2 protein-coding genes are annotated in these 2,101 nt (G+C 66.5%); both read right to left on the reverse strand.

The features are described 5' to 3' along the window. Nucleotides 1–1,358: methyl-accepting chemotaxis protein (locus AB5Y47_RS04335; RefSeq protein WP_368176122.1), on the reverse strand; the 1,358-nt coding region annotated here is incomplete at its 3' end. A gap of 122 nt (nt 1,359–1,480) precedes the next feature. Next, nucleotides 1,481–2,101 (reverse strand): methyl-accepting chemotaxis protein (locus AB5Y47_RS04340; RefSeq protein WP_368176123.1); only part of this gene is annotated, 621 nt, incomplete at its 5' end.

Below are 2,101 nucleotides of genomic sequence, written 5' to 3' on the forward strand. Positions count from 1 at the left end.
GCCATGGCGCTGACGGCGCGGGCGCTCTGCTCCTGGAGGCTGTTGATCATGCCCTGGATCTCGGCGGTGGAGGCGGCGGAGCGGCTGGCGAGGTTGCGCACCTCGTCGGCCACCACGGCGAAGCCACGGCCCTGCTCGCCGGCACGGGCGGCCTCGATGGCGGCGTTGAGGGCCAGCAGGTTGGTCTGCTCCGAGATGCTGCGGATGGTGTCGAGGATGCTGCCGATGGAGTCGGTCTGGCTCGCCAGGGACTCGATGACCCCGGCGACCTGTTCGATTTCACCGGAGAGGCCGACGATGCCGTGACGGGCCTGGGCGACGACCTGGGCCCCTGCATCGGCCTGCTCGTTGGCCTGCTTGGCGACGTCGGCGGCGAGAGACGCATTCCCTGCGATCTCGGTGACGGTGGCCCCCATCTCGTGGATGGCGGTGGCGACCTGGACGGTGCGATCCCGCTGGGCGGTGCAGTTGTGCTGGGTGAGCTGGGCCTTGGCGGCCACCTCGCTGGCGGTGGCCGCCACCTGGCGCGAGTTGCTCGCCACCTGCACGATGGCCCCGTGGATCCGGGTCACGAACTGGTTGAAGCTGTGGGCAATCTCGGCCAGCTCGTCCTTGCCGGTAAGACTGGCGCGGCTGTCGAGGGCGAGGTGGCGGGCCACCTCGCCAATATGGGATTGCAGGAAGGAGACCCGGCGGCGCAGCCCGATGAGGATGAGGGTCGAGACGAGCAGCGAGATGGCGATGGCGATGACGATGATGGCGATCATCTGGGTACGACCGCTGTCATAGCTGTTTTCGCTCAGGTCGTTGCGATGCTGGGCCTGACCTATCAATCCGTCGAGCAGCTCATTGGCGCCCTTGCGCATGACCCCGTAGCTCTGGCTGTAGCGATCCCGGTAGATGGCGCGTGCCTCGTCCATCTTGTTGTCAGAGAGCGCCTGCAACATGGGGGTCAGCTCCTCCCGCTCCACCCGGGTGAATTGATCGAGCAGGGTCTGGGCCTTGGCCCGGGCGTCGGGATCGACCTGGGCCTTGACGGCCTGCTCCATGGCCTGGCGCATCTCGGGAATGTCTTCCTCGCGGGTCTCCTTGACCCGGGTCAGCACCCCCTTTTCGTCGCGCAGGGAGGTGTCCTGCAATAGCATCATGTCGATGCCGACGCGCATGCGCGGGATGCGGGAGGCCACTTCCGCCATGGCCCGCATGGGGGTGGCGGTATTCTGGAACAGCTCTTCGGCCTGCTGCCTGATGTTGTCCATGCTGCGCAGACTGGCGGCGCCAACCAGCAGCAGGGCGAGACAGGGCACGGTGACGGCCAGGATCAGTTGGGTTTTGATGGTGAGGTTGCCTGCCAGCATGTTGACTCCTTGGTGTGTTGCTGTGTCGCTACTGTAGCGGCTTGTCATGACGGTTCGCCGTCATGGGGGTCGGTATTCCCTGTCGACCCGGTGAAAAAAGGGCGCCGCAGCGCCCTTTCATCTTATAACCGGAAGTTGCCGACCAGCTTGTCGAGCTCGCCGGAGAGCTGTTGCAGGCTGCGGCTGGACTCGGTCAACTGGTGGGCGATATCGGCGGTCTCCATGGTGAGCTGGTTGATGTCCTCCACGTTGCGGTTGATCTCCCCGACCACGCTGGACTGCTCTTCGGTGGCGGTGGCGACCTGGATGTTCATGTCGCTGATCTGGGTGATGTGCCCGGTGATCTGGTCGAGGGCGCCGTTGGCCTCGTCGGCCTGGGTCACCACCCGCAGGCTCTGGTTGCGTCCCTGTGCCATGGCGCTGACGGCGCGGGCGCTCTGCTCCTGGAGGCTGTTGATCATGCCCTGGATCTCGGCGGTGGAGGCGGCGGAGCGGCTGGCGAGGTTGCGCACCTCGTCGGCCACCACGGCGAAGCCACGGCCCTGCTCGCCGGCACGGGCGGCCTCGATGGCGGCGTTGAGGGCCAGCAGGTTGGTCTGCTCCGAGATGCTGCGGATGGTGTCGAGGATGCTGCCGATGGAGTCGGTCTGGCTCGCCAGGGACTCGATGACCCCGGCGACCTGTTCGATTTCACCGGAGAGGCCGACGATGCCGTGACGGGCCTGGGCGACGACCTGGGCCCC

It is taken from the genome of Aeromonas sp. R7-2 (assembly GCF_040908105.1).
GTDB classification, from domain to species: Bacteria; Pseudomonadota; Gammaproteobacteria; order Enterobacterales; family Aeromonadaceae; genus Aeromonas; species Aeromonas caviae.